Raw genomic sequence first — 24719 nt, 5'->3', positions numbered from 1 at the left:
CAGGAAAGGATTTGTGTCCGGTTCGTTCTCGATCGAGGAGACGGGCGACACTGGATTCACGGTTTTCTCCGGTCGGGCATAGGTGCTGCGATGAACAGACGAATCGAGCAGAGAATTCGCACGAAAAGCACAACAGGGACCACGTCAAATTTCGGTGCCAATGCTTCCACGCAATTCCTCTTTAGTCGATCTTCAGCCCGTATTTTCTTGAATAAAACGGCGAGGCGCATCCCGATGCAGGCTAGACCTACGTAGGAGTACCGACTGCAGTTGGTTACCTGGGATTGTTCGCGCCGTCGGAGGAGTTGTGTCGCAAATTGTATGAGTGTGGTGGGGAAGCTTGGTTGATGTGTTGCGGCGGGGACGTTCCTATAGTGTTCGTCAAGCCGCTGAGGTCGTGGGTGATCGGTGGACTTCGCCGTGTTTGAGCATCGAGTAGAGGACGTCGCAGCGGCGTCGGGCCAGGCAGATGAGGGCGGCGTTTCGGTCTCTTTCGACCCCTGGCTCCAGGGAGACCTGCTCGCATGATCATCCTCGGTGTCGACTCGCACAAGGCGTCCCACACCGCCATCGAAAACGCCGAGGGGCTTGGTCATCACCTGGCGCAGTGGCTGATCGGTCGGGGTGGGACCGCGGTCGACATTCCCCCGACCGCCACCGCGAAGATCCGCACACTTTCCCGCGGGGGCCGCCGCAAGAACGATCCGATCGATGCCGCCGCAGCGGCCTGCGTGGCAGCGATCCGCGGGGAGAGCCGACCGGTCGCCGTCGAGGACCACACCGGCGCCCTTGCGCTCCTGGACGAGCGGCGACACACCCTCAGTCGGCATCGCACTAGGCCGCTCAACCAGCTGCATGCTCTCTTGCGGGAACTGATCCCGGGCGGCATGAAACGCGCGCTGACAGCCACCGCCGCCGAGAAAGCCCTGCACACCGTCACCCCTGCCACTGCAACCGACGAGGTCCGCACACAACTCGTCGAAGACCTCATCGCCGATGTCCGACGCTGCGACCGCCAGCTCGCCGATAACACCGCCACGATGAAGCAGGTACTCGACGAGCACGCCACATCGCTCACCGACATCGTCGGGGTCGGCCCCGTCCTCGCCGCCCCAGTCCTTGCCGGCACCCGTGATCCGCGGCGGTTTCCCACCGCCGCGGCCTACGCGAACTACACCGGTACCACACCGGTCCAAGTCGCCAGCGGCGACTACAACCGACATCGGCTTCTCGCTACGCGAATCGAGATCTCAACTCTGCGCTCCACTCCATCGCCGTCGTTCAGATCCGGACCCGCACAAGTTCCGGCCGACGCTATTACGACTACAATATCGCCGAGGGAAACTAGCCGTCCACGAAACCGATACCGGAAATACAAGCCGGGAACCTCAGTCAGCGCGTCGTGGAAGCCACGTATTCGAAGACTGACCCGTCGGGATGGCGAGCGATCAACCGATCCCCATTGGGCGTCGGTGCAGGGCCTTCGAGTATTTCGCCCCCAGCTTGGTCGAGGGCGGCGATCACCGGAGCGAGCTGCTTAACCGCGAGAGTAGCGACGCGGTTTCGGTACGAAGAAGTATTGCCGCTGATCAGTAAGAACGGCCCCACGCTGGCCAATTCGACGTCACGGAATGCGAAGCGATGCACATCATCCGCATCGGCCAGATCTTGATAGAGCGGCAGTGCCGCATCAATATTCTCGACGATAACGCGCGCGATGATGGCCGTGATGTTCGACACGGAGAGTCTCCTTGCTACCAGGAAACAGGCAAGGCGAAAACCCCATGGGTAACGTTCGACTTGCGAATCGGAATGTACTCGAGAGGGACGTCGAGGCTTAGCGCCGGGAAGCGGCGAAGTAGCGCTGGGAATGCAATCTGCATTTCGAGTCGAGCCATAGGGGCAGCGATGCAATGGTGAATGCCGTGACCGAAAGCGAGCTGTGAACCTTTCGGCTCACGCGTGATATCGAAACGATGGGGATCTTCGTATCGCGTCTGGTCCCGGTTGACCAACGGGATCGACACCGCCACCGCGTCGCCTTTCTTAATCAGCTGACCACCGACTTCGACGTCCTCGGTGGCCGTTCGGATAGCGCCATGGTTCGCGATCGATGTGTAACGCAGTAACTCTTCGACAGCGGGCACCACCAACGACGGATCCTTACGCATCATATCCATCTGCACCGGATGCTGAAGGAGGACAAGCGTGCCGATTCCGAGCATCATGGCAGTCGTTTCGTGGCCAGCGATCAGTAGCAAGTTCCCTATTCCGACCAGCTCTTCATCGGTTATGCCCTTTCCGTGGTCGCGTACCAACCGTCCGAGCAAGTTATCCTTGGGATCCCTTCGGTGTTTCACCACGAGTTCGCGCATGTAGTTGCGCATCTCGTCGCGGGCGGTCAGCAACTTCTCGGGGGGCGCCATTGTGTCGGTCATAACAATGGTGTGACCGACGAAGTCGAATTCCCCTTCAAAGGGAACACCGAGTAGTTCGCAGATCACTTGCGAGGGCATGGGAAGCGCGAATTCCTGTACGAGGTCGACAGGCGGGCCTGCGGCTTCGGTCGCATCGAGGCATCGATCGACGATGGCTTCGATACGTGGCCGCAGTTTATGCATCGCTCCCGTAGTGAACTCACCAGCGATCAGCCCTCGCAGCCGCGTATGGTCCGGAGGGTCGTATTCGAGAAAGGTCCCGGGTTGCCGGGATTTCAGTTTTTGCTCAAGCGTCTGTTCTTCCGGTTTCGGTAACGCTGTACCTGGGGCGGTGAGATTGCTACTGAACCTGCTGTCGGAGAGTACGCACCGGGCGTCGTCGTAGCGGGCGATGAGCCATAAGGGAGTGCCGCTGGTGAGCTCTACTCTGGGAACTCGCTGTGCGGCACACAGTTCGAGCAGTTCGTCGGCCGGGTCCCATGGCCGGCGAGGATTGCGCCGATATGGCAGTGAAGGAAGCTCCATCTCACTCTCTGTTAATCATGCAACTGCTTCTAGGTGTGCAGGCCACCGAGATGCGATGACAGTGTGTCGGGGCGGCGGCATACCCACCGGCAGCTGCGGTGCCCTAGCTCATGCGATATGTCCATGCCCAGATTGGCGGCTGTGTGGTAGCGAAGATCGACGCAGAATTCACACGGAGTAGGGAGGGTCAACTCCACGCCTTGCGCTTGGGCTCGTTCACGATAATCGTATATTCCGCATTGGCGAACCTCCAGCAGGTAGATCCCGTCCTGCTCTGTGAGCGTCTTGTCGGAGCCGTAGACATCAAGCATCTTGGCCAGTGAGCCGAGCACGCTGCGTTCTCGGTCGACACGGTCCGGCAGTCGTCTCTCCGTAGCATCCGTATTCATTCGTGCGATGTGTTCGGTCCATTTCGGCAATCGATCTCGGCCCATGTACTTCTCGATTGCCGCTTGGGTGCGAAAGTAGACACCCAGCACAAATTCGAACTTCTCGCGGTCTGTCAATTCGGAGGCGATCCGCTCGTACTGACTCTCAGCCATCTAGGTTCTCTTGCCTAACTCATCGAACAGTGCTGCGGACAGTTGTCTTATCGGACGAGGAAGACGGTCCCAAGCCTTCGCGTCGTCGAGGTCGAGCACACGTGATAGCTTCCAACCGAGATCCCCGCTCAACGAGGCCAGAGGAGAAAGCGTTGGGACCGGTTGCACGAGGATTCGATGGGTAGGGAAAAACGGGGAGATTCGTCGCGCTGTTTCTGATGCCCATGTGTGGTTCGGCGGCTGATCGGTGGTCACCATGCACGTAATCATGGAGCCCCGGACGAGGAGCATGTAATTGAGCACTATCGGTCCGGGATCCATGTCCGACCAGAGAGCGGCTTCCAGGTCTTCCTGCCGCACCGTGCCGCCAGGCATGGCGAGCACATCTTGCATTCGACCTTGCGTGCGGACCACAGGCAGCGCCAGTCCACAGGCGCACGACTTGTCATCGATCTCCACCAGGTCGCCTGTCCGATAACGAAGGAGAGGACGACTTGGCAAGTCGAGGGTTGTGACAACCAGCTCGCCGTTGTCGGCGGAGCCGTCCACCAGGCGAGGGCCGCGCTCGTCGAGCAGTTCGAGAACGAAACTCTGCACCTGGAGATGGAGCTGATCGTGCTCGCAGGTCGCCGCGATCGTACCGGTTTCGGAGGAGCCATAGCTGCCGACGTGCGCGCAAGCGCCGGTGAGCCGGCTCAGGTGACGGAGTTGAGCCGGACCGGTTTGCTCACCGATCAGGAACAGATGATCGAATTTCGGTCTCCTCCGGCCATGCTGGACTGCGAACTGGATCAAGGCCAGCAGTCGCGATGGCGCCCCGACGAAGACGTTCACCGAGAGTTTGTCGATGAGGTCCAAGACCTTTGTGTAGTCGCCGTCGATGTAGTCGACCCACGGCTTCAGCGACATAATGCCGAGATACTCGAACACCTTCTCGAACTGGTATGGGGCCGGACCCAGCGGAGCAGTGATCAAAATCAGAGCCACATCGGTCGGCGTAAGAAGTCGCGCCCACATCTCGCCGACGTTCGTGGTGTTCACGATGAGGTCGTCCAGCGCTTTTGGCGCTGCCGAGGCCGGTCCGGTGGTGCCGGAGGTCTCGTAGTAATGCAGGAACTCATGTATCGGCTGCGCGAAAGCCGCATAGCTATGGTCACCCCAGTCCCGCTTTCCGAGCAGCGGGATACTATTAAGTAAACTTTCCAGTGGGCGGTTCGCGATGCCCTGTTCGAGCAACATGGGCAGCCAGTCGGCATACAGCGGCACCTTCGCTGCGGCAGCCAAAGTATCTTCCAGTTTCCTGGCATGTAGCTCAAGTGGTGACAGCTTCCCGTCGAAAACTTCAGCGATGGTTTCGAGGTGCTGTTCGAACCGCGCCGCGGCGGCGGTAGAAGATTTTCTGTCGCGTATCAATAGCATTGTTATAAGTTTTGACGGAGATGATGTACCAGCTGTCAGACTCTCTTGGTAAATTTCACCGGGAGGAATTCCGGACCGTGGATCATCGCGGTTGCTGGAGGCCAGCGGATTTCCCCTGTGACGGTTGGCGGGCAGAAACGGCGCGCGAGGGCAACAAGCCCTTCTGCCAGCTCGAGTCGGGCGACGCTCATACCGATACATACGTGGACCCCACCTCCAAAGACCAGTTGGGGGGCGCTCCTCGGTACCGTAATATCGAACACCTCTGGGTTCTCATAGACGCGAGGGTCGCGGTTGGCGGCAACGGTCGAGATCAGCAACATCGTATCGGCGGGAATTTCGAGGCCGTGCATGGTGACGTCCTCCGCGGCATAGCGGAAATTCACCCTTGCCTGCGGGCTCCATCGGCAGACTTCCTCAACGGCCTGTTCGGCCAACTCAGGGCGAGCCGCCAGGATGTCCCACTGTTCGACGTGTTCGCTGAACGCTGTGAGCGCCCGCCCAAACTGTTTGGTCGTCGTGTCCTGGCCAGCCCACAGAAGCAGCAGCACCATGTCGTGAAGCTCCTTCATCGTCAGCCTGTCGCCGGCCTCCTGACTCGTGATGAGAGACGAGAGGAGATCGTCGCCGAGGTTTTTCCGGCGCTGCTCGATCAGTTCGGTGACATACTCCGACATGCCAACTACTGCGGCCTCCGACCGGGCGCGCTCGCTTACCGTGTTGAACACCAACCCCAGGTCGTCCAGCCACATGGTGAACAGCTCGTAGTCCTCGATCGGGAACCCGAACATCTGGCACATGACCAATCCCGCCGTACGCTTGGCGAACGCGGCTATAAAGTCGCACTCCTCCTCGCCGTCGGCGATCTCTGTCGCCAGGCGCTCAGTTGTCGATCGGATGAACGGACGCAAGCCTTCGACGAAACGCCGACTGAAGACGTGACTGACCAGCCCACGCAGTCTTGTATGGTCGCCACCGTCCCGACTGTGCAGTGCTTCGGTGAACCAGTCATAGAGCGGACCCGCAACGATTCCCTGCTTATGCATGTACTGCCGACCGCCGCGAACAAAACGACGGTCACGGAGAACTTCGGCTGCCTGCTCGTAACGCAGAACCATCGGCCCGAACGGAGTCTGGGCATACCAGTTCGCTTCCCGCGCTTCGGCCACCTCGGCAGACTCGTAGTCGAACCCCGGGTCGAAAATACTAAGGAAGGGCGCTTCTGTTGTTTCAGCGCCTGCGCCCTTGAAGATTGTTTCAGAATGTGCCGTTGATTCCGTAGTAGGTTTGTTCAAATTTGGGTGCGCTTCGATTGCGGACCGGTATTCCATCTCATCTCATCTCATCGCATCAAAGCAAGCGGTGCTTACCCGATAGTATCGATATACCAACATCGTCTTGAAATTAGGTCGGTATCGATAATCCGCACGGACACACCGATAGGTAGGAGGCCGAATTAGAATCTGTGTCGCTTTTCCGATCGAAACGGATCCTCGATTGAGCTGATTGCCGCATACATTTAAAGCATGAAATCGGAAGCATGTCAACCGGTTGGTCTCACTACTTCGGTGGTAGTGATTACGACGTTAACCAGGCGAGGATGGTCTAAGAAATCGCGACCACTCACATCCGCGAGTACGTTGAAGGTACGTACGTACGACTCGTCAGCACTTCGCGCACATGCTCAGACTAAATAGCGACCACGTAACCGCATCTCACTCCATTGGCTTGACGCTCCTCCGAAATGGAGTCGAGCATCACTCGACGAAGTTCGCGGTTACGTACGTATTTCTGAGAATGTCCACCGCGCACCCCGATGTATGGACACAACCCGTCGGGCACCATCAGCGTGAAATGGTCACCGATGATCCCGGTGACCTTCTCTCGACACGCGCGTAGCGGGCCTGGGTGTCGTAGGGAGAGACGATCGCCACAAATGAGGGCGGCAGACCGCCGTCATCGTCGGTGCGCCAGCGCAGACCCCCCTTTTCGCCGCGGCAGTAGTTCTGCAGAACGATCTGTCGCAGGACTTGGACCTGGGGGCCGGACAGGTAGTCGGGTCCGTGTTCTTTCAGGTGCTCAAGCAGCTTTGCCAGCGTCCTCGCCGACGGCGAAGATCTTGGACTTGGGCCGAGTTGGGTCTTGTCCAAGCGAAGTGGACGGCCGTAGCGACGTCCCCATTCTTCGTCGACCAGGCCGGCCAGCAGATGCGGAGCAATGCGGGCGAGTTCTTCGAGTGCGTCGCGGACGGCCTCGGTGATCAGTTCGAGCCGGGTCAGGTCGCGCAACCGCGTGAGCCGGTCACGGAATCGCTCAGCACGCTGTGATGGAAACCGGGGTCGTCCCAGCTCCAGACCGAGCGCATACTTGAAGTCGATGCGGCAGCGCACGGCCTCGGCCGCCTGCCGGTAGGACAGATCCAGCACATACTGCAGCACGCGCACGGTGGCCAGCTGCGCCGGGGACAGACCGGCCGCCTATCGCGCGGAGTTCCGGCGCTCTGGTATCGAAGCATTCAACAGCTCACGTGGTCCACGTCAGCACCCTTGCGGGTCCGGACAACGCCCGTATCCGGCCACCTATCCCTAAGACACCGACGGAGGAGTCGGCTCGCGGTCTGGGGGTTTCCTGTCGCCCTTCGGCGCGCCGGCATTCGCTTGTTGGACCATCTTGTTCCCACTGAGGAATTGGACCATCCGTGCGGTCGGCTTATCGGGCCCCTGCGGGGATCCGGACCTCGGCCGGCGTTGCACGTTCCGCACGTGTGAGACACGACAGGGGTGAGCGCCCTCTTCATCCCGGGGACGGTGGTGCTCTCCCGCTCGGCCCCGAGCCTTCGCGGCACCGGTCGCTACCCCAGCGGCCAGTCCTGTTCCTCCGCTAGCGCATCCCGTCGGCGGAGGCGACGGTGACGAACCGTCATCGAGGATTCACTGCGCGTTCGCCCGTCCGGTCTTCTCCTGGCCTGTAGTCCCCGGATGGAACGAGAACCTTCGTGCCTTCACCCTGATGCTCCGCACTCCGCTCGGAGACAAGCCTTCGAGCACTGGCTTGGAACTAGACCTCCGATATCGAACCTCCCTTGATGCGTTCATTCACAACGTGCGACCTCGTGTCGCACCGGAGCCTCCGTCCCCGTAGGACTCGCGTCCCGTAGGCGATCCCATGTTCGTCCTGCCGTATGTGACGGCATGAGGTACGCGTCCCACTCATCCCCTTCGATGCCCTCACTGGGCATCGTTCCGTGCCTTGGAAGTTGCCCCAGCCCAGGGCATTAAGGCAGGGCAGGACACGGCGTCGGCACCGGGCGTCGATGTTTCCGACGGATGCGACTCTCCATCAACTTAGGATTGAGATTCAGGCAATCCAGCTTTCGCCTTATCACGCGGGTCCCGCGACGCGCCGCCTCCGACGTCTGAGCACGACCGCCGCTTCAATGACATGCTGCTGTCCCTTTCACCTTTCGGCTCCAGGTAAGCCATCAGACCCAAGAACCTCCTTCCGAGTTCCTCCCGGCTGGACCGGGGATACGACCAGGCGCCTCATGGCGCACTGCCAGCGATCGGCGCCGGGGCGGTCACGGCAGACGATCTCAACGCCCGGGTGGGTTTGCAGCCAGGCTGCCAGGGTGTCGGCGGTCCGGTCGTCGAGCACCTCGATCGGGCGGCGGGTCTGCATGCCGATCAGGATCGTTCCGTAGTTGTGCCCGCGCCGCAGGGCGAAATCGTCGAAACCCAGCACCCGCGGGATCGGATGCTGAGGATCGGGCAGTGCCCGGATCTGGCGCAGCAACGTCATCCGGCTCACCGTGGCGGCCAACTGCCGCGTCGACCCCGCACCAGCGCGGCCGCCCAACGCCAACCCGACCACGCACAACGCACGCTGCAGGATCAGCGTGCGGCGGGCGTGCCTGGCCGCGGGCTGCGGCACCTGCTCGACGAAAGTCGTCTTTCCACAGTCGAAGTTGCCGCAAAACAGCCTACGAACCCGCAACCCGATCACGACTTCGCGGCCGGTGATCGAAGTGTCGGACAACCGCCGCCGGTAACGGCTGTGGACCCGGCTCGACAGCGTCCCGCAGCCGGGACACCCGACCGGATCCACACCGGTAGCGGATCGATCCGCACCGTTGAACCCGCCGCGCGGATCATCTCGATCCGCAACCCGTCCAGATGCGGGTACACGACCCTCATCGGTCCAAGATCAGAACGCCCGCGACATGATGAACTCTCAACCGCCCCATCGCATCCCAAACGGGCTCAATCACGAAGTTTGTGACAGATCCAGTATTCAGCCGACGTTGACATCGCTGGATGGTACCAGCAGAGCTGGTTTTACAGTCCCCGTGCTACGTACGTCATCATTGCACAGCTGCTGATGCGCATTCGTACCTTTGCCTGGAAACTGGGTGTAGCGGGAATCGGCTTCGGGATATTGTTGCCATGGATACTCACACCATCGAATTGTTGATAGGCCCACGAACTACACCAGGTAAGACGTGCGATAGCCAACTGGCAGGAAGACCCATACTTTGCCACTTATTTGTTGATGGCCAGACCCTGTCGTCCTGATCGTCACGAGTGAGTCCGAAGCAGGCACGACTCGACACCACGGCTTCCCTTCAAGGCCGTTAAGTGTCCTGCAGTGCGGTATTCGGAGTGGACGGCCATTACCCAATGCCACGGCTGCCTAGGACCACTCGTGATCGGGGCCGCCCCCGAGTCTACGCCGGCACGTGTGATTCGGGGGCGGCTCAACCTCGTGTTTCCTGGTTCTTCGGAGTTAGTTCCGCGCCACCTCTTAGTACTCCAGCTGCAGCTCGCGACCGACAGTCGTTCGGTTCAGGGCTGGTTCGACGAGGTTTCGACATGACCTCCGCATTGAGGGCGGTCACCACGCAATTCTGCTGAATTTGCTTGTAAACAGCCGAATTGGTGGTTGCCGCAGCCGAGGGCACAGGCCGTGGGGCGGGGGTGGAAGGACTCAACAAGTTGATGGGGCGCCTTGCGGGCCGGTTCGCGCGGGTGGAGAGGCGCGGACGACGTGTCGGCGGATGCTGGTGTGGCTGCTCTCGCAGATGTCCCGGAAGGTCAGGGGCGGAATCGAGTAGCGCAACATCGCGCGCAGACGAGCGACCTGTTCCTCACCTCGGGTGGTGGGGTTGAGGTCGAGCTGGGAGTTCATCTCGCGCACGTGTGACCGGGCGCGTTCGACGAACTCCTGTTTTCCTGTCGACGGGCTCCGCAGTCCTACATGAATACGGCGAAGCCCTCAATGCCATCCTCATCCCAGCACACCGCCATCCCGAGGTGATATGTCAAGTGCCGATCGAAACCTCGCTCACGCGGTGGTGATCCGCCCGACCTACCTACGTGGTGGTCTGGAGAAATCCGTTCCTTGCCGATGCGCCGCTGTTCACCATGCGACGACAGTGAGGTATCGGCGGGCACAGGTGTCCTCGGTTGGGAGCGTTCCCCGCGCCTCTATTGCCGCAATGGGCAGTTCGGCACGCACACGATGTGACCAGGGCCGGGCCAGCGCAGTACTACCGGCCACATCGTGGCGTAGTGGCACAGCGCGGCGAGGACCGTCGGCGGCAGTTGGGGGACGAGGCACGGATAGACGGCGGGTATATGGCACACCGGACGGTCGAAGCCGGCAGACGGCACACGAACAGCGATCAAGGGATCGGCTACCGCTGGGGCGTCGCGATGGCACAGCACAGGCGCATCGTCGTCGCGCTCTGGCTGATACTCATCGCCGCGTGCGCGGTCGCCTACCCCCAACTCAACGGCCGCCTCGAGGCCATGGAATTCCACGCCGATCGGGCGGATTCGACACGGATCACCGAACTGCTTGCCGCGCACTATCCCGATCTAGGCGCCGAACAGCTGGCGCTGGTCTTCGATTCGCGCGAGCGAACCGTTGACGATCCGGCCTACCGGGCCATCGTGGAGCGAGCGGTCGCGGAGCTGCGCGGTGCGCCGGGGGTGCAGATGGCGGTCGGGCCATTCCAGGGTGATCAGAAGTCGCAGATCTCGGCTAGCAGACATGCGGCGATGGCGGTCATCAGGATTGATGGCGCGATTGCGGCGCGTGCGCAGTTGGCCGGTGAGCTGCAGGAACGGGCCGGCCACTACTCCGCTGACGGGGTCAGCGTCGGCATCACCGGATTCTCACCGATTTTGCACGATCTGATGCAGATCGAGGTAGCCGATTCCGGCCAGGCCGAGGCGCTCGGCCTGCCGGTGGCATTCGTGCTGCTCATCCTCGCGCTTGGCACGGTGGTCGCCGCGCTGGTGCCGGTGATGGTCGCATTGAGCGGGCTACTGCTCGCATTCGGCGGGCTTTTTCTGCTGTCGCATGTGATGAGCACGAGTTCGATGCTGCTGGCCGTCGTGACCATGGTCGGCACCGGTATCGCATTGGACTATGCGATGTTCGTGGTCAGTCGCTTCCGTGAGGAGTTGGCGAAGCCCGGCGGCAGTTCCCCGGTCGGTGTCGCCCACGCCTGCGGAATCGCCATCGCCACGGCCGGCAAGACCATCGTCGCCTCGGGCTTCATCGTGATGATCTCGCTTTGCTCGCTGGTCGTGGTGCGGGCGCCGGCGTTCCGGGGGATCGCGGTCGGTGTCGCGACCGCGGTGGTCGCCACCCTGGCGGTGGCATTGACACTGCTGCCAGCGGTACTGGCGATGCTCGGGCCGCGGGTCAATCGCGGTGCGCTGCCCGCGCGGTGGCAGTCGCTGGAGACTCGACCGGGTACCGAGGCCACCGATCCGACGAGCGGACGGTGGGCGCGGTGGAGCCGGATCGTCATGGCTCGACCCGCGGTGTTCGGTATCGCGGCCACGGTGGCCCTGCTCCTGGCGGCCGCGCCTTTGGCCGGAGTGCGCTACGGGATCGATATGGGCAGCGCGGCGATGACCGAGACGGCCTCCGGCAAGGCGGGCAAGGTCGCCTCGGAGAGTTTCGCGTCCGGCCTGCTCGCACCGATCACGCTGGTCGCGACCGGTCCCGGCGATTCCCAACTGAGTTCCACCTCGGCCACCGCAGTACAGGACTTCCTGTCCGCGCTGCGCTCGGACCCGCGCATCGAACAGGTGCTACCGATCCAACGCGACGGACGGATCTTCGCGATGGTGGTGCCGGGGACGTCATTCGATTCCACCGGTGCCGATCGACTCGTCAGGGAGATCCGCGACGGGGCCGCCGCATTGCCCGGAGCGCAGGTGCTAGTCGGCGGCGTGACGGCCGAGTTCGCCGATCTGTCGGACGAGATTACCGGGAAACTGCCACTGGTGATCGCACTGGTTCTATGCTGCTCGTTCGTGTTCCTCACCGCCGCCTTCCGCAGCATCGCGCTGCCGATGAAGGCAATAGTGATGAATCTGCTGGCCACCGGCGCGGCTCTGGGCATCACCGTCGCGGTGTTCCAGTGGGGCCTCGGCGAGTCGCTGTTCGACTTCCACAGCACCGGATTCATCCAGGTTTTCGTGCCGACCATGGTGTTCGCCATCCTGTTCGGTTTGTCGATGGACTACGAGGTGTTCCTGATCCGGCGGGTCAAGGAGTTCTGGGAGGATTCCGCGCGCACCGCAGCCGACAACGAGTACGCGGTGGCGGCGGGACTGCAGCACACCGCCCGCCCGATCAGTGCGGCGGCGGCCATCATGGTGGCGATCTTCGGCAGCTTCCTCACCGGGAGCGTGCTCGAGCTGAAACAGATCGGGCTCGCTCTGGCGATGGCCGTCGCAATCGATGCGGCGTTGGTGCGGTTAGTGCTGGTGCCCGCGCTGATGAAGCTGTTCGGGACCTGGAATTGGTGGCTGCCGGATGCGACTCGAGCGGGCGTGCCCGTGCCGGTTGCGGTACAGGCAAACGCTGAGGCACCGTGATCACCAAGCTCATCATCTGGACACTGAAAGCGCGATTGGGGTTCGGCAGCGGTGGTGATCACCGCGAATCTCAGCGGGCTTGCGGTGATCACCACCGACCTGTGGCTCAGTGGATTCCTCAGCCGGATCGGCGACGACTGGCATCGGGCGACAGGTCGGCCCGCGGCCAATCCGAGAGGGTGCAAGCGGTGCGGACAGTGAGCAACCGTCGGTCGAGGCTGGGGACGGTGCCGGGCAGCCGGACAGGTCGGCCCGAATGGTCACCGGGAGGTCACAGACCGAGCCACGGCAGACGCAAGGCGGCCGGTGCGCCATTCTTCTGGGTTCGGTCGGTCAGGAGGGGAACCGAGTGAGTGGGCCCGGCGATACTGACCGTGCCGCCGGGGCTTCGGTGCGGGCGGTACCGATCAATCCATTGGCGCGCTGGAGCTACCGGTCGCTCTCCGCAATTTTCAGCGGACCGCGAAGAGCGGCTTCGAGGACGGTCAGCCATTGGCCAGCAGCGGGGGCGCGGGCAACGTCAGATCGGCCCGCTCGCGGTGTGCAGGGCGGGTACCCGTGCGCTGGCGACAGCGGCGGTGGGAGGTCTTTGGCCAGCGCGGAAGCGCCTGCGGGGGCGACGTCGACGATGGGATCGCGCGACGGATGACGAGGAGTTTCGGCATCGTCGGCGGTGTCGAACGAGCTGGCGGGGGTGGCGGGATCGGTGGAGCGCTCAATCGGCTTGTCGAGCAGACGTTTTTCGGGTTCGAGCCAGTCCGGTCGGCCGGTGGCCTGATGTACGGCGAGGAGACCGGTGACAGCCCGGCATAGTCCTTCAGGACACCGGAGCACGCACCGACGACACCGCCGAGAGAGGCGCATCGCAACCGACCGTCGACCGCGTAGTCCGCGCGTGTCGAGGAGATTTATCCGGTACGGATCCCCGTCGATGGGGGACTTTCATCCAGCCTTCGGGGTCGAACAGAGCCAGTGGCAGATGCAGTGCGCCCTCGATGTGCCCGGCGGCCCGCTGCTCATCGTGGCTGACATCCAGCAGCACAGTCTCCGGCGCGGCAGAGGGCGCAGCCTCGTCGGCTGAATCTGCGAGCTGTACCGTTGTTCATGTCGGTTTACCGGCAGTCGCGTGCCCGCCGAGCGCGGCGGTGAGTCCAGTGCGACAGCGTGTTCGAAAACGTTGTCGATGAGGGTCACCGTTCGCCTGGCTCGTGCGAGCACGCCCGCTGCGATGGAGCACCGGTAGCCGCAGGAACGGTGGACCCGCATCTCGCCGTCGGCGATATCGGCGAGCCGGTTCTCGAATTCGTGCAACGGAATGTTGACCGAGCCGGCCAATGGATTCCAGCATGTGCTCGGCACGTGCCCGGTGTCGAGCACCATAACCCCGCGCCCGTCGGCTTCGGCCAGCTGGACGGAGGTGGCGACCGGGTAGCTACCGGTTGCCGGTCCGGTCGAGTCCGTCAGCGATCGCTACGGCCCAGTAACGGTTTCGTCCATGTTTCGAGTCGAAGGGGCTCTGGGTCGATGCGATTAACAGAAACCCGAAAAGTCCAGGACGACGATTACACCGCATCGACTCCGCGCCAACCCATCCGGCACCACGATACGCTGGTGCTGGAACTAATTACGTTGTGTCACAGTGTGATTGGTGAGTCCATTCACAAACGTGCGTGGTGAGCATCCGGAAACCTCCAATTTTTCCCCAGGTGACCAACCGGAAACAGGCCGAGCGTGAACTTGGTCCATCGGTGACCACCCGGACACCCAGCGGGCGCACTGCCAATCACCGAATTCACACCGACCACGCCCAGGAGACGAACCATGTCGGCACCCACCACATCGACCTCTGAGATCGACAAGGCGATCGAGGAGAACATCGCGAAATCACTCGCCGAAATCCCGCACCCGGCGCTGCCGAAGGGCACCAGTATCTACGGCGGCACCAAGATCTTTCCCGACTATCAGGCGGAGGCAGGGGAAACCTATTTCACGCTGGTTCACGGCATCGCCCATGAATCGTCGGTGAGTTTCGTGGCCATCCTGCAGGCGACGCGCGCACTTCGCAAAGGTTTCGAATCCGCCATCTACTTCTACGGTCCCGGCGCGATCAACTGCCTTGCCACCCGCGGCTTTCCGACCACCGGCGACAGCGGGTTCCCCGGTGAGCAGAACATCAACGAGGCCATCGCCACCTTCATCAAGGAGGGCGGGAAGGTGTTCGCCTGCCGGTTCGGTCTCGCCTTGCACGGTGCCCGCGAGGAGGACCTCATCGAAGGTGTGATCCCGGCGCATCCCCTGGACGTGCAGGACGCGCTGATCCACTATGCCCGCAAGGGCGCCATCATCAACTCCACCTACCAACTGTAGGCCGACCGTCATGACCGAGGTATCCACGCGAGTAGATCTCGCACTCTTGGGAATTCGCGTCGATGTGCCGGTGCAGCGCCGTTCCGGTGCCGGCCCCAGTGACGACGGTCATGTGCTGTTCGGGGGTGCCGGCGCTGCCATCCCCCTCCGCCCGGAGAGTCCATACACGATTCGTGCCGATCGGCTGCTCTACGAGGGCACCGATCTCGGCGTGACCGTCGAACCGGTGCGCCGACCCCGTTTCTACGACCTGCGCACGGCCGACGGCGTGGCGTACGAGCAGATCGCCAGACTGCACGGAAAGGATGTGCTGGCGACCACGGTGGTGCAGACCTGCATTCGCTACGGCGAAGACCAACGGTGCCGATTCTGTTCGGTCGAGGCATCTCTCGCGTCCGGCAGCACGATCGCCGTCAAGCGACCGGATCAGCTCGCCGAGGTCGCCGAGGCGGCAGTGCGGCTCGACGGGATCCGGCAGCTGGTGATGACCACCGGCACCTCGGCCGGAAAAGACCGTGGTGCAAGGCACCTGGCCCGCTGTGTGCGAGCCGTCAAGCAAGCGGTGCCGACGCTTCCGATCCAGGTGCAGTGCGAGCCACCTGGCGACCTGGCGACTTTGAGCGAGCTACGCGACGCGGGAGCCGATGCGATCGGCATCCACGTCGAGTCGCTCGACGACCGAGTGCGTGCTCGATGGATGCCGGGAAAGTCCACCGTGCCGCTGTCCGACTACCGGGCAGCCTGGGCCGAAGCAGTGCGAGTGTTCGGCCGTAACCAGGTCTCCACCTATCTACTCGTCGGTCTGGGCGAAGACCCGGACGAATTGGTCTCGGGTGCGGCGGAACTCATCGCCATGGGCGTGTACCCGTTCGTGGTGCCGTTCCGGCCGCTCGCCGGAACCCTGGCCGTCGACGTCGACCGTGCGAGCCCGCCGACCGCGGCGGTCCTCGAGGACGTGACCCGGCGGGTGGCAGCGGAGCTACGTCGGGCCGACATGCTCGGCACGGACCAGAAGGCCGGATGCGCGGCGTGTGGGGCGTGCAGTGTGCTGCAGACCGCAGGAGGCTGAGATGACGACGAGCGAACCGACGGCCGCACCGCGATCCTGGATCGACGAACTGTCCGGGGTACGTGCTTCATCGCCGGATTACTGCGTCCTTTCCGGATATCCGTCCCCGGCCGACCCCGCAGGCGGATTCCTCATCCAGCTCGCCGATACCCGACATGTCGCCGTCTATCGCGCATTGCGCCGAGAGAACTTCGTTACAGAGCAGGGCATGTTCGCAGGCAGCGACGCCGACGACATCGACGACGACCCCCGGGCCCAGATCCTGGTCGCGATCGCCCCGGACGGAGCCCTGCTGGGCGGAGTGCGCCTGGCACCGGCCACCGCCGAAGACCTCGGGTGGTGGACCGGCAGTCGATTGGTGGTGGACTGCAGGCGTCGCACCCATGGTGTGGGCCGCGCACTCGTGCAAGCGGCGTGCGCTTATGCCGAAACCCATAACGTTCTTCGGTTCGAGGCCACCGTGCAGACCCGCTACCGGTCGCTGTTCTCCCAACTCGGGTGGACAGCGCTCGCCGAAACCACCGTGGCAGATACACCGCACCTGAAGATGCGCTGGCCGATCGACCGAATCGAGCGGCTGGCCCGAACCACCAAGGCAATGCTCGGGCAAGCGCTGTCCGAGTTGGGCGATACACCGATGACACTGGGCGGCGCCGGATTCCGAGGCGATGACGGCGCACCGGTCCCGGGCTGCGACCTGGTCGCCGCGTGCGACGCGATCCTGCCTTCCATGGTCGAACGGGACCCGGAATGGGCCGGATGGTGTGCGGCCCTGGTCAACTTCAACGATCTCGCCGCGATGGGTGCAGAACCGATCGGCCTTCTCGACGCGGTCGCCGCGCCCACCCGGTCGCTGCTGACCCGGGTGCTCCGGGGCCTGGGTGCCGCCAGCCGCATCTGGGAGGTGCCGGTGCTGGGTGGCCACACCCAGTTGGGTGTCCCGGCGGCGCTGTCGGTCACCGCGCTCGGCCGTACCGCCCGGCCGGTGCCAGGAGGGGGCGGCGAGGTCGGCGACGAGCTCCGGCTGACCGCTGACCTGGGCGGCGGCTGGCGTCCCGGATATGCCGGGCGGCAATGGGATTCGTCGTCACATCGGAGCGGCACGGAATTGCGGGCACTGGGCCGGTTCGTCTCGGACACCGGTCCGAAGGCCGCGAAGGATGTCAGCATGGCCGGAATCGCCGGGACCGCGGGCATGCTCGCCGAGGCCAGCGGTGTCGGGGTCGAACTCGAGGTGGCGCGCATCCCGCGCCCGCCGGGCGCCGAGCTGGCCGACTGGATCACCTGCTTCCCCGGCTTCGCGATGCTCACCGCCGATCGCCCCGGCTCCCCCGTCAACCCGGTAGGCCCGGCGACGACCGCCGTGTGTGGCGTGCTCAGCGCGACTCCCGGCGTGCGGCTGCGCTGGCCTGACGGAGAAGTCACTCACGCGCTCGACAGCGCGGTAACCGGATTGGGACACTCATGACCGAACTATCGATCTCCGTGGCCGCCGCCGAATTCGGGCGCGACATGGAGGCGTGTTACGCCACCGTCGGCTCGCTGATCGAACAGGCGCAGCAACGCGGTAGCCGACTACTGGTGCTGCCCGAGGCCTGCCTGGGCGGCTATCTGCCCAGCCTGGGCGGCGGTGGGGAGAGCGAGGAGGCCAAGCAGCGCCGTCTACGCAGTCTGCCGCCGGCGCTCACCCTCGACGGCCCGGAACTGCGCCGCATCGCGGCGATGGCGGGTGAACTCGTCGTCACTCTCGGATTTTGCGAAGCCGATGGCGATCTCCGCTACAACGCCGCCGTGACACTCACCGGCGACGGGGTTCTGGGCTCCTACCGCAAGGTACATCAGCCGCTCGGCGAAAACCTCTGCTACGCTGCTGGATCCGAATATCGCGCCTTCGACACCCCGGTCGGCCGCATGGGCATGCAGATCTGCTACGACAAGGCATTCCCCGAAGCCGCACGAGCGCTGGCACTGGACGGCGCGGAGATCATCACCTCGCTCTCGGCATGGCCCACCGCCCGCACCGCCACCACCGAACGACTCGAAGACGACCGCTGGACCCAGCGCTTCGATATCTTCGACCGCGCTCGCGCAGTCGAGAACCAGGTGGTGTGGGTCGCGTCGAACCAGGCCGGGACGTTCGGCTCGTTGCGCTTCGTGTGCAGCGCCAAGATCGTCGGCCCCGGCGGCGACCTGCTCGCCACCACCGGTACCGAACCCGGTCTCGCCACCGCGACCGTCGACGTCGATCACGCACTCGAATTGGCACGCGGCGGCGGCATGTACAACCTGCGCGACCGACGCCCCGAGCTCTACCACAGCGTCGTCGCCCGCCATGGCGTGGTCGGGCAGCCCGCGGTGCCCGAAGAGCTGGAGACGATCCATGCCTGAGGTGACATTCGACATCCGCTGGCCGGACGGCAATGTCCAGTCCTGCTATTCGCCCTCGCTGGTGATCCATGATCATCTGGCCACCGGCGTCGACTATCCGATCGACGACTTCCTGACCCGCGCCTCGAGCGCTTTGAACAGCGCGGCCGAGCGGGTGCGCGAGAAGTTCGGCTTCTATTGCACCTCCGCCATGCAGACCCTGCACGCCATCGAAGCAAGCGCAGCACAGGCCCGGACATCACAGGGTACGGTACGCGTGCTGTCGATGACTCCGCCGTCGGTCGAGGCGGCAAACACCGGAGGAAAACCGTGACCCCCCAGACAGACTCCGGTACCACCGTGGAACACCGTGACGTCGTCGTGATAGGCGCGGGACAGGCCGGGCTCTCGATCAGCTGGCATCTGACCACTCGCGGCATCGACCATGTCGTCCTCGAGCGCGACACCATCGCCCACGATTGGCGCGACACCCGCTGGGACAACTTCACTCTCGTCACTCCCAACTGGCAGTGTGTGCTGCCTGGTTACCGTTACAACGGACCCGACCCGCACGGCTTCATGAAACGCGATGAGGTCTACACATGGGTCCGCGCCTATGCCGACACCTTCGATCCGCCGGTTCGCGAACACGTCGCCGTCACCGCGGTCACGGTATCGGTCGACGGCGGCTTCGACATCCAGACAACTTCGGGCCCACTGCATTCCGATCAGGTGGTGGTCGCAGTAGGCGGTTACCACACGCCGATCGTGCCCCGCTTCGCCGAGCGGATGCCGAGTTCGATCCAGCAACTCCACTCCGCCGAATACCGCAGCCCTGCGGACCTGCCCGACGGCGCCGTCCTCATCGTCGGTACCGGCCAATCAGGAGCACAGATCGCCGAGGACCTCCATCTGGAGGGTCGGCGGGTACATCTCGCGGTCGGGACCGCGCCCCGCGTCGCCCGCTTCTACAGGGGCCGCGATTGCGTCGCATGGCTGGAGGACATGGGCCACTACGACATCCCGATCGAAGATCAGCCGGGTGGGCTGGGCAAGCGGGAGAACACCAACCACTACGTCACCGGTCGAGACGGCGGCCGCGATATCGACCTGCGCCAATTCGCGGTCGAGGGGATGGCGCTCTACGGCAGGATGGTCGATGTCGCCGACGGCACAGCGTACTTCGAGCCGTCGCTGGAGCGGGACCTCGATGCCGCCGACGCCGTCGCCGAGAGCATCAAGGACTCCATCGACACCTATATCGCCCGTGCTGGTATCGACGCGCCCACCGAACCGCGGTACCGCCCGGTGTGGCGTCCGCAGCGCGAGATCACCGAACTCGATCTGTCGGCGAGCAATATCACGTCGGTAGTGTGGTCGGTCGGGTTCCGCACCGACTACCGGTGGCTGCGCGTCGGCGTCTTCGACGGTGAGGGTCACCCGTGCCACAACCGCGGCGTCACGACCACGCCCGGGCTGTACTTTCTCGGGCTGCCCTGGCTGCACACCTGGGGCTCGGGCCGCTTCGCCGCCATCGCCCGCGACGCCGAGCACCTCGCCGGGCAGATCACCGCCACCGCCCGCACCACCGCGGCGGCCTGAGGCGGACCAATGACCGTCACCCGAATAGCGGCTGTCGCAGCGCATTTCGGCGCAGATATCGCCCGCGCTCTGGACAAGATCGCCGGTATCATCGACCGGCTCACCCAGGACGGCGTCGACCTGCTCGTGCTACCCGATGCGAGCCTCGGCGGCTACATCGGAGACCTCCGCAACCCGGATCCGGCCGCCGGGCCTGAGGCCATCGACCCGGATGGACCCGAGTTCCGGCTGTTGTGCCGGTTGGCCGGGGATATGACGATCTGCGTCGGCTATGCCGAACGTGCAGACGGTGTCCGCTACAACGCCGCAGTATGCCTCACCGGCGACGGGGTGCTCGGCCGCCACCGCAAAGTACACCAGCCGGCCGGCGAACACCTCGCGTATGCGGCCGGAGATCGCTTCGCGGCTTTTGATACCCCGATCGGCCGGATCGGGATGCTCATCGACTACGACAAAACGTTCCCGGAGTCCGCGCGAGCTCTCGCTCTCGACGGTGCCCGCACCATCGCGGCGCTGTCGGCCTGGCCCGCCAGCGTCACCGATCGCGCCTCCCGGATGCCCAACGATCGGCAATCCCGCCTGTTCGACCTGTACGACCAGGCCCGCGCCGCCGAGAACCAGGTTGTTCTCGCATCGTCCAATCAAACCGGAATCACCGGCAACCTGCGTTTCCTCGGCCAAGCCAAAGTGGTCGGCCCCGGCGGTGACATCCTCGCCAAAACCTGGTCCAAGGGCGGCCTCGCGGTGGCGGACCTCGACATCGATGCCGAGGTCGAGCGAGCCCGGCGCGTCCTGCGGCACCTGGACGAACGCCGTGTCGACGCCTACCACAACTTGATGACCGAAAAGAGCGGCAACTGATGCGGATCGCACTTCTCACGTACTCCACCAAACCCCGTGGAGGGGTCGTGCATACGCTCAATCTCGCCGAGTCGCTCGCCCGGCTCGGCGCGGATGTCACCGTATGGACGCTCGGACGTGGCGGGGATGCCGCCTTCTTCCGCCCCGTGGATTCCTCCGTGACAATTCGCGTCGTTCCCTTCACCAGTGCCGACGGCGAACAGGTCGGGACGCGAATCATGCGCTCCATAGACGTACTGCGGCAGGCGTTCACTCCCGAGGACTACGACATCGTGCACGCACAGGACTGCATCAGCGCCAACGCCGTCGACTGCCGCATCCGCACCATCCACCACCTCGACAACTTCACCACCCCCGAACTCGCCCGCTGCCATGAACGCGCCATCGTCGAGCCTTACGCACACATCTGCGTGTCGGCCGCCGTCGCGGCCGAGGTTCAGGACGGGTGGGCTCTGCGCCCCACCGTGATTCCCAATGGCGTCGAATACGACCGCTTCGCGGCCGCCGCAGATGACTCTCCCGACGCCACGGATGCCCGCGCCGCCTGGCGACGCCGACTCGGCCGGTACATCGTGGCCGTCGGCGGCATCGAACCCCGCAAAGGCAGCATCGACCTGCTCGAGGCGTTCGCCCTGCTACGTCACGATCATCCAGACCTGCACCTCGTCTTCGCAGGCGGCGAAACACTCTTCGACTACCGCGACTACCGAACCCAGTTCAACACTCGCGCAACCGAACTCGACATCCGCCCCACCATCCTCGGCACCGTCCCACACACCGAACTCCCCGCACTCGTGGCGGCATCGACCCTCCTCCCGTTCTTCTCCACCAAAGAGGGATTCGGGCTCGCCGCCATGGAAGCCCTAGCCGCCGGAGTCCCAGTCGTAGCACGCGATCTCCCGGTGCTGCGCGAGGTATTCGGCGAGGCCATCAGCTACGCGGCCACTCCCGCCGAGCTGGCCGCAGAACTCGCGCGAGCGTTGGTTCCCGACCCGTGCCGCACCGAGCACGGCAAAGCCTTCGCCGCCCTCTTCAGCTGGGACCGAACGGCCCGAGCCCACCTCAAGTTCTACCGCACCCATTCCACAGCAGTACCGCCCCGAACGCTTACCACACATCGCTGAACCGGCGAGAACATGGAAATCTCGATCAACCTCTCGGCGTAGCTCAGGCCGGACCGCCCTGATCATATTGGCAGGTCAACGACAGAGGCTTGACCAGCGGCGATGGCAGGTCTTCGGGTCACCGGAACCCTCGGGCCGACTCAAGCCGTGACTGAACCGTCCCGCTTTCTTTGCCGTTTCCTTCCCCGCGGTCGAAGGTTGGTTCGTCTTCCCAGCCGTGCCCATCGGGCGTCGGTCAGATCCGCTCGCGCGGTCACCGCTACGCTGGTCACGAGGTCCTACCTTCAGTTCCGGGTCGAGCAAGCCAGTCGTAAGGTTCTGCAGGCCCTGGAGAACCGGGTGTGGCTTTCATGAGGTCGCCGAACCTGGCTCCGGAGACTTGGCCGCCCGGTTTCCCGCGACGACCCCGGCCGCCAATTGGGATGTTCGGGCGAATCGCTCTGTAGGACAACGCCGGCGTGGTCGTCCGTAGGGCGAATGTGTATCGAGCGACCGAAGGTGTTCATGGCCCAGATCTGGGCTGGCGTCGATGTCGGAAAGAATCATCACCATTGCGTGGTCATCGGCTCCGACGGAAAGCGACTGTTGTCGCGGCGGGTCTCCAACGACGAGGCCGAACTCTCGAGTCTGATGCACGATGTCGCCCGTCTCGGTGACCAGGTCACCTGGGCGGTGGACGTACCCAACGGCGGTGCGGCGTTGCCGATCAGCCTGCTCCTGGCCCACGACCAGCGGTTGCTCTACCTGCCCGGCCGCACTCTCAACCGCGCGGCCGGCGGTTATCGCGGAGAAGCCAAGACCGACTCGCGAAACGCCGCGATCATCGCCGACCAAGCGCGGATGCGTCGCGATCTGCGCCCGCTGTGTCCCGGTGACGAGGTCACCGTGGAATTAAAACTGCTGACCGCTCGACGCAAGGACCTGGTCGCTGACCGCACCCGTGTCATCAATCGCCTGCGAGGTCTGCTGCTGGGAGTCTTTCCCGCGCTCGATCGTGTTCTCGCGGACCTGACGCGCACAGGGCAACTGACGCTGCTGACCGGCTACCAGACCCCGGCCGCGCTACGCCGAATCGGCGCAGTCCGACTCGAACGCTGCTTGCGCACAGGGAAAGTCCGCAACCACGACACGATCGCCGCGTCGGCTGTCGCCGCCGCACACCAGCAGCACGTCAGCCTGCCGGGCGAGGCGCTCACCGCCACTGTGATCGCCGAGCTAGCTCGGGAGGTGATGGCCCTCAACGACCAGATCAAGAAGACCGACAGGCTCATCGAGAGCCGGTTCGATCAGCATGGGCTCGCCGAGGTGATCACCAGCCTGCCGGGGTTCGGCCACTTGCTCGGCGCGGAATTCCTCGCGGTCACCGGCGGCGACATGTCATCCTTCGCCACCCCGGACCGCTTGGCCGCGCTTGCTGGTTCGGCGCCCGCTCCCTGGGATTCCGGCCGTATCCGTGGAAATCTGCACCGGCCTCGCCGCTACCACCGCGGTCTCAACCGCGTCTTCTACATGTCGGCCAACTTCGCGGAGAACCCCTCGATCGGGTCACGCCGTTCGAATCCGCGCGGGTGGGCACGCGGGGTCCAGGGGCGCGCAAAGTCGCGCCAAGCCAGTTCAGCGGACCCCGATTCTGCTGATCATGGCGGTTGCTGAATGTCGCGTGGCGCTCATGGTTTCGTGGGCGACTGTGCGTCAAGAGGGCGTGGTGCCGGGGTACGGCCATTTCGGGGTGTTGACGCGGGCCGAGCTGAAGCGGTTCTTCCATCTCGACGAGCAGGACTGGGAGCTGACTGCCGAGCGCCGCCGTGACGGCAAAGGATTGGGGTTCGCCCTCCAGCATCACGAATGGTAAGCAGCGATTTCTAGGCGAATTCCAGATTCTTATACGCACAGTCTGCGAGTTGCTCGCTTCGAGGTTCCAACTCACGCGCAGCGTCGGTTGCACTGATGATCAGAAGACTGACGACATGGCCAGCCTTCGCAAGACCGCTCTGTCGCGCGACCGTCACTGCGTACGTATTATCAGCATATTCACGGATGCGCTCCACAGCCCCGCACCGATAATGCGCAAAGGTCCGACGATTAGATTCTTGCGACCGACAGTAGGCCGCTTAGAAGTGTGTCGATTTGGGTGTTGCGGAGGAGCGAATAATAGGTTAGCGTCTTTACATCAGCTCACCTCCCCGAAACGGAGAGATCCCCGGAGGGATCGGAGCCGGATTGTACTGAACCTCCCTCAAAAGGAGGCTCAGTCCCACCTGAACCTCCCTCAAAAGGAAGCTCAGACCCACCTGAACCTCCCTCAAAAGGAAGCTCAGACCCACCTGAACCTCCCTCAAAAGGAGGCTCAGACCCACCTGAACCTCCCTCAAAAGGAAGCTCAGACCCACCTGAACCTCCCTCAAAAGGAAGCTCAGACCCACCTGAACCTCCCTCAAAAGGAAGCTCAGACCCACCTGAACCTCCCTCAAAAGGAAGCTCAGACCCACCTGAACCTCCCTCAAAAG

At 63.7% G+C, this 24719-nt stretch carries 20 protein-coding genes and 1 pseudogene; 13 read left to right on the top strand and 8 right to left on the bottom strand.

Annotated features, from left to right (window positions below):
* Positions 1-524: 524 nt before the first annotated feature.
* Positions 525-1169: pseudogene (locus ACIHAX_RS36435) on the top strand (transposase); the annotation flags it as partial.
* Positions 1170-1392: 223 nt separating this feature from the next.
* Here the strand turns inward: ACIHAX_RS36435 and ACIHAX_RS36430 are convergent.
* From ACIHAX_RS36430 to ACIHAX_RS36400, 7 genes are all read right to left on the bottom strand, one after another.
* Positions 1393-1740: a hypothetical protein gene (locus ACIHAX_RS36430; protein WP_364438484.1), complete on the bottom strand. Its 348-nt coding sequence runs from the start codon at positions 1738-1740 to the stop codon at positions 1393-1395.
* Positions 1741-1754: 14 nt separating this feature from the next.
* On the bottom strand, positions 1755-2963 hold the full coding sequence (locus ACIHAX_RS36425) for a cytochrome P450 (RefSeq protein ID WP_397282204.1): 1209 nt from the start codon (positions 2961-2963) through the stop codon (positions 1755-1757).
* Between the two features lie 29 nt (positions 2964-2992).
* On the bottom strand, positions 2993-3505 hold the full coding sequence (locus tag ACIHAX_RS36420; protein ID WP_364438488.1) for a hypothetical protein: 513 nt from the start codon (positions 3503-3505) through the stop codon (positions 2993-2995).
* Positions 3506-4924, bottom strand: a complete 1419-nt coding sequence (locus ACIHAX_RS36415; protein ID WP_364438491.1) for a hypothetical protein — start codon at positions 4922-4924, stop codon at positions 3506-3508. It abuts the gene before it with no gap.
* Positions 4925-4959: 35 nt separating this feature from the next.
* Positions 4960-6255 carry a cytochrome P450 gene (locus ACIHAX_RS36410; RefSeq protein WP_364438494.1) on the bottom strand — a complete coding sequence of 432 codons (1296 nt, stop codon included), beginning with the start codon at positions 6253-6255 and terminating at the stop codon, positions 4960-4962.
* A gap of 513 nt (positions 6256-6768) precedes the next feature.
* Entirely contained in the window at positions 6769-7392 is a 624-nt protein-coding gene (locus ACIHAX_RS36405) for a transposase (RefSeq protein WP_364438574.1), read from the bottom strand.
* A 988-nt stretch (positions 7393-8380) separates the two neighbouring features.
* Complete coding sequence (locus ACIHAX_RS36400; protein ID WP_364438497.1) at positions 8381-9028, bottom strand: transposase family protein; 648 nt, start codon at positions 9026-9028, stop codon at positions 8381-8383.
* Positions 9029-10557: 1529 nt separating this feature from the next.
* Between ACIHAX_RS36400 and ACIHAX_RS36395 the strand changes: the two genes are divergently transcribed.
* From ACIHAX_RS36395 to ACIHAX_RS36340, 12 genes are all read left to right on the top strand, one after another.
* Positions 10558-12822 carry an MMPL family transporter gene (locus ACIHAX_RS36395; RefSeq protein ID WP_364438500.1) on the top strand — a complete coding sequence of 755 codons (2265 nt, stop codon included), beginning with the start codon at positions 10558-10560 and terminating at the stop codon, positions 12820-12822.
* A 931-nt stretch (positions 12823-13753) separates the two neighbouring features.
* Positions 13754-13903, top strand: a complete 150-nt coding sequence (locus ACIHAX_RS36390; RefSeq protein WP_364438504.1) for a hypothetical protein — start codon at positions 13754-13756, stop codon at positions 13901-13903.
* A gap of 740 nt (positions 13904-14643) precedes the next feature.
* Positions 14644-15189: an MSMEG_0572/Sll0783 family nitrogen starvation response protein gene (locus tag ACIHAX_RS36385; RefSeq protein WP_397282200.1), complete on the top strand. Its 546-nt coding sequence runs from the start codon at positions 14644-14646 to the stop codon at positions 15187-15189.
* Between the two features lie 10 nt (positions 15190-15199).
* Positions 15200-16258 (top strand): MSMEG_0568 family radical SAM protein, encoded by a 1059-nt coding sequence (locus ACIHAX_RS36380; protein WP_397282198.1) that lies wholly within the window; start codon positions 15200-15202, stop codon positions 16256-16258.
* 40 nt (positions 16259-16298) lie between these two features.
* On the top strand, positions 16299-17726 hold the full coding sequence (locus tag ACIHAX_RS36375; RefSeq protein WP_397282209.1) for an MSMEG_0567/sll0787 family protein: 1428 nt from the start codon (positions 16299-16301) through the stop codon (positions 17724-17726).
* Positions 17723-18646 (top strand): carbon-nitrogen hydrolase family protein, encoded by a 924-nt coding sequence (locus tag ACIHAX_RS36370; protein ID WP_397282196.1) that lies wholly within the window; start codon positions 17723-17725, stop codon positions 18644-18646. Before ACIHAX_RS36375 ends, ACIHAX_RS36370 begins: the two co-directional genes overlap by 4 nt.
* Entirely contained in the window at positions 18639-18959 is a 321-nt protein-coding gene (locus ACIHAX_RS36365) for an MSMEG_0570 family nitrogen starvation response protein (protein ID WP_397282194.1), read from the top strand. Before ACIHAX_RS36370 ends, ACIHAX_RS36365 begins: the two co-directional genes overlap by 8 nt.
* On the top strand, positions 18956-20227 hold the full coding sequence (locus ACIHAX_RS36360) for an MSMEG_0569 family flavin-dependent oxidoreductase (RefSeq protein ID WP_397282192.1): 1272 nt from the start codon (positions 18956-18958) through the stop codon (positions 20225-20227). The genes ACIHAX_RS36365 and ACIHAX_RS36360 overlap by 4 nt, the downstream gene beginning before the upstream one ends.
* A gap of 9 nt (positions 20228-20236) precedes the next feature.
* Complete coding sequence (locus ACIHAX_RS36355) at positions 20237-21088, top strand: carbon-nitrogen hydrolase family protein (protein ID WP_397282190.1); 852 nt, start codon at positions 20237-20239, stop codon at positions 21086-21088.
* Positions 21088-22212, top strand: a complete 1125-nt coding sequence (locus tag ACIHAX_RS36350) for an MSMEG_0565 family glycosyltransferase (protein ID WP_397282188.1) — start codon at positions 21088-21090, stop codon at positions 22210-22212. Before ACIHAX_RS36355 ends, ACIHAX_RS36350 begins: the two co-directional genes overlap by 1 nt.
* A 504-nt stretch (positions 22213-22716) precedes the next feature.
* Positions 22717-23865, top strand: coding sequence for an IS110 family transposase (locus ACIHAX_RS36345; protein WP_364438529.1), 1149 nt, complete (start codon positions 22717-22719; stop codon positions 23863-23865).
* On the top strand, positions 23852-24064 hold the full coding sequence (locus ACIHAX_RS36340) for a DUF4158 domain-containing protein (protein WP_364438532.1): 213 nt from the start codon (positions 23852-23854) through the stop codon (positions 24062-24064). Before ACIHAX_RS36345 ends, ACIHAX_RS36340 begins: the two co-directional genes overlap by 14 nt.
* 313 nt (positions 24065-24377) lie before the next feature.
* Here ACIHAX_RS36340 and ACIHAX_RS36335 read toward each other — a convergent pair.
* A partial coding sequence (locus ACIHAX_RS36335; protein WP_397282185.1) for a hypothetical protein occupies positions 24378-24719 on the bottom strand: 342 nt, incomplete at its 5' end.

This window comes from Nocardia sp. NPDC051929 (genome assembly GCF_044548645.1).
Classification (GTDB): domain Bacteria; phylum Actinomycetota; class Actinomycetes; order Mycobacteriales; family Mycobacteriaceae; genus Nocardia; species Nocardia sichangensis.
The sequence above is the reverse complement of the archived record's forward strand: the minus strand, read 5'-3'. Positions and strand labels throughout refer to the sequence as shown.

Excerpts from the sequence above, each read along its gene's own strand:
- ACIHAX_RS36425 (WP_397282204.1), bottom strand. The coding sequence starts at position 2,963 with ATGGAGCTTCCTTCACTGCCATATCGGCGCAATCCTCGCCGGCCATGG.
- ACIHAX_RS36420 (WP_364438488.1), bottom strand. The coding sequence starts at position 3,505 with ATGGCTGAGAGTCAGTACGAGCGGATCGCCTCCGAATTGACAGACCGC.
- ACIHAX_RS36415 (WP_364438491.1), bottom strand. The coding sequence starts at position 4,924 with ATGCTATTGATACGCGACAGAAAATCTTCTACCGCCGCCGCGGCGCGG.
- ACIHAX_RS36410 (WP_364438494.1), bottom strand. The coding sequence starts at position 6,255 with ATGGAATACCGGTCCGCAATCGAAGCGCACCCAAATTTGAACAAACCT.
- ACIHAX_RS36395 (WP_364438500.1), top strand. The coding sequence starts at position 10,558 with ATGGCACACCGGACGGTCGAAGCCGGCAGACGGCACACGAACAGCGAT.
- ACIHAX_RS36390 (WP_364438504.1), top strand. The coding sequence starts at position 13,754 with ATGGGGGACTTTCATCCAGCCTTCGGGGTCGAACAGAGCCAGTGGCAG.
- ACIHAX_RS36385 (WP_397282200.1), top strand. The coding sequence starts at position 14,644 with ATGTCGGCACCCACCACATCGACCTCTGAGATCGACAAGGCGATCGAG.
- ACIHAX_RS36380 (WP_397282198.1), top strand. The coding sequence starts at position 15,200 with ATGACCGAGGTATCCACGCGAGTAGATCTCGCACTCTTGGGAATTCGC.
- ACIHAX_RS36370 (WP_397282196.1), top strand. The coding sequence starts at position 17,723 with ATGACCGAACTATCGATCTCCGTGGCCGCCGCCGAATTCGGGCGCGAC.
- ACIHAX_RS36365 (WP_397282194.1), top strand. The coding sequence starts at position 18,639 with ATGCCTGAGGTGACATTCGACATCCGCTGGCCGGACGGCAATGTCCAG.
- ACIHAX_RS36355 (WP_397282190.1), top strand. The coding sequence starts at position 20,237 with ATGACCGTCACCCGAATAGCGGCTGTCGCAGCGCATTTCGGCGCAGAT.
- ACIHAX_RS36350 (WP_397282188.1), top strand. The coding sequence starts at position 21,088 with ATGCGGATCGCACTTCTCACGTACTCCACCAAACCCCGTGGAGGGGTC.
- ACIHAX_RS36345 (WP_364438529.1), top strand. The coding sequence starts at position 22,717 with ATGGCCCAGATCTGGGCTGGCGTCGATGTCGGAAAGAATCATCACCAT.
- ACIHAX_RS36340 (WP_364438532.1), top strand. The coding sequence starts at position 23,852 with ATGGCGGTTGCTGAATGTCGCGTGGCGCTCATGGTTTCGTGGGCGACT.